Consider the following 1,959-nt stretch of genomic DNA (forward strand, 5'->3'; position numbering starts at 1 on the left):
CAGGTCGGCTGCCCCGCGCCTGAGCACGAGAGCCACGCCCACGTCGATCAACCGTTCCCGAACAGATCCTGCATCGCTCATAGACACTGTCTACCTACGGCGTAGACGGTGTCTACTGACCTGGCGCCCTGGGATGTACGCCGAACTCCGCCCGGCGTGCACATCTACTGCGCCGCGGTTGAAATTGAGTTGAGCTCAACTTAATATCGCTGCCATGGAGCAGCGACTGTCCGCCAGAGGCTCGGCCGCCCGGCAACGCATACTCCAGGCGGCCACCGCGGAGATGGCGGAGACCGGCGACATCGAGGTGGCCGCCGTGGCACGGCGCGCCGGGGTGAGCGTAGGCCTGCCCTACCGCTACTTCGGCACGCGCAGCGGCCTGCTGAGCGCCGTCGTCTCCGACTTCTACGACAGGCTGGGCGAGGCGGTGACGAACCGGGAGTTCGAGGGCGCCACCTGGCACGACAGGGAGCGCCTCCGGGTCGCCGCGTGGGTGGACCACTTGTACGACGACCCCCTCGCCCCCGTCGTACTCAGCAGGTTGGGAGGCGACGCCGAAGCGGTGGTCATCGAGACGCAACGCCTCCACCAGGCCATCGAACTGGGCGCCCGCAACATCGCGCGCGGACAGCGCGACGGTGACCTTCCACTCGATCGAGACCCGGAACTGCTGGTGGCGGCCATCCTCGGCGGCGTGCACATGGCCCTGGCGATCGCCCTGACCCGTACGCCGCGCCCGGATCGCACACGCGTCGCCGCGGAAGCATGGGCCTTCGTCGCAGGAGCGGCGGGAGCCGGAGCCTTAGACCGGCCGGAGCCTCAGACCTAAGGAGAACATCATGACCGAGCAGCGCACACATCCCGAGGTGCACCGCCTGGAAGACCTGGCAGGCGACCTCGCCCGCACTCATCGGGCGGCCGGCGGCGAGAACCGCGACATCGAGCCCGCCGAGGTCGAAGCCGACCTCGCGTCCCTGGAACGCGACGGCTACGTCATCCTGCACGGACTCCTCAGCCGCGATGAGTGCCGAGCACTGCACACTGCGCTCGTACCACTCCTCGGGCGCACGGGCCGCAACACCTTCGAAGGCCACCGCACCCAACGCCTCTACAGCGTCCTCAACAAGACCCGCGCCGTCGACCGCCTCGTCGACCACCCCCGCGTTCTGGCGCTGCTCGACCGGCTCCTGCTGCCCAACTACCTGCTCTCACAGCTCCAGGTCATCAACATCCAGCCCGGCGAGGACGCCCAACTCCTCCACCCTGACGATGGTTTCTACCCCGTTCCCCGCCCCCGCCCGGAGCTGTCGGTGGCCACCATCTGGGCGATCGACGAGTTCACCCAGGACAACGGCGCCACCGTCCTCATTCCAGGAAGCCATCTCTGGCCGGACGGAAGAACGCCCGCCGACGCCGACCCTCGCCTGGCCGCCGTCATGCCGGCCGGCTCCTGCCTGTTGTTCCTCGGCGCGCTCTGGCACGGTGGCGGCGCCAACCGCAGCGCCGCACCCCGCCTGGCCGCCACGGCCCAGTACTGCCAGCCCTGGCTGCGCACCCAGGAGGCGTTCACCCTCTCCACAGGCCTGGACGTCGTCCGCCACGTCTCAGAGGACATCCGCCGGATGCTCGGGTACAGCATCCACCCGCCCTTCGTCGGCATGGTCGACGGTATGCACCCCAAACGCCTCCTCGGGCCTGGGCTCGCTTGAGATCAGCAACGACGACTCAAAGATCACATATGGGTTGCTGGGGCTCACCGAACGAGGCGGTGGCGGTGCGCCGCCGAGTTGAGGCATATGCCGGCGAGGATCGCAAGCACTCCTGGGCAAGACACAATGGATCCTCATGCTCGGCGATCGAGGGGCCAATGGACTGGGTCGTTGAATGGGTGCGCGCGGCCGGCGGCTTGCCGTTTCCGCTGGTGGCGGCCGTGGCCGGGTTCATGGGGTTCGCCGAGTC

At 68.5% G+C, this 1,959-nt stretch carries 2 protein-coding genes; both read left to right on the forward strand.

Features of this window, described 5'->3' with window-relative positions:
- The first annotated feature begins 214 nt into the window (after positions 1-214).
- On the forward strand, positions 215-829 hold the full coding sequence (locus ACIBVN_RS60790) for a TetR/AcrR family transcriptional regulator (protein ID WP_397152021.1): 615 nt from the start codon (positions 215-217) through the stop codon (positions 827-829).
- A gap of 10 nt (positions 830-839) precedes the next feature.
- The gene (locus ACIBVN_RS60795; protein ID WP_397152023.1) at positions 840-1,709 is read left to right on the forward strand and encodes a phytanoyl-CoA dioxygenase family protein; all 870 of its coding nucleotides are present in this window, start codon (positions 840-842) and stop codon (positions 1,707-1,709) included.
- Positions 1,710-1,959 lie beyond the last annotated feature (250 nt).

This window comes from Nonomuraea sp. NPDC049400 (assembly GCF_044466425.1).
Taxonomy (GTDB): Bacteria; Actinomycetota; Actinomycetes; order Streptosporangiales; family Streptosporangiaceae; genus Nonomuraea.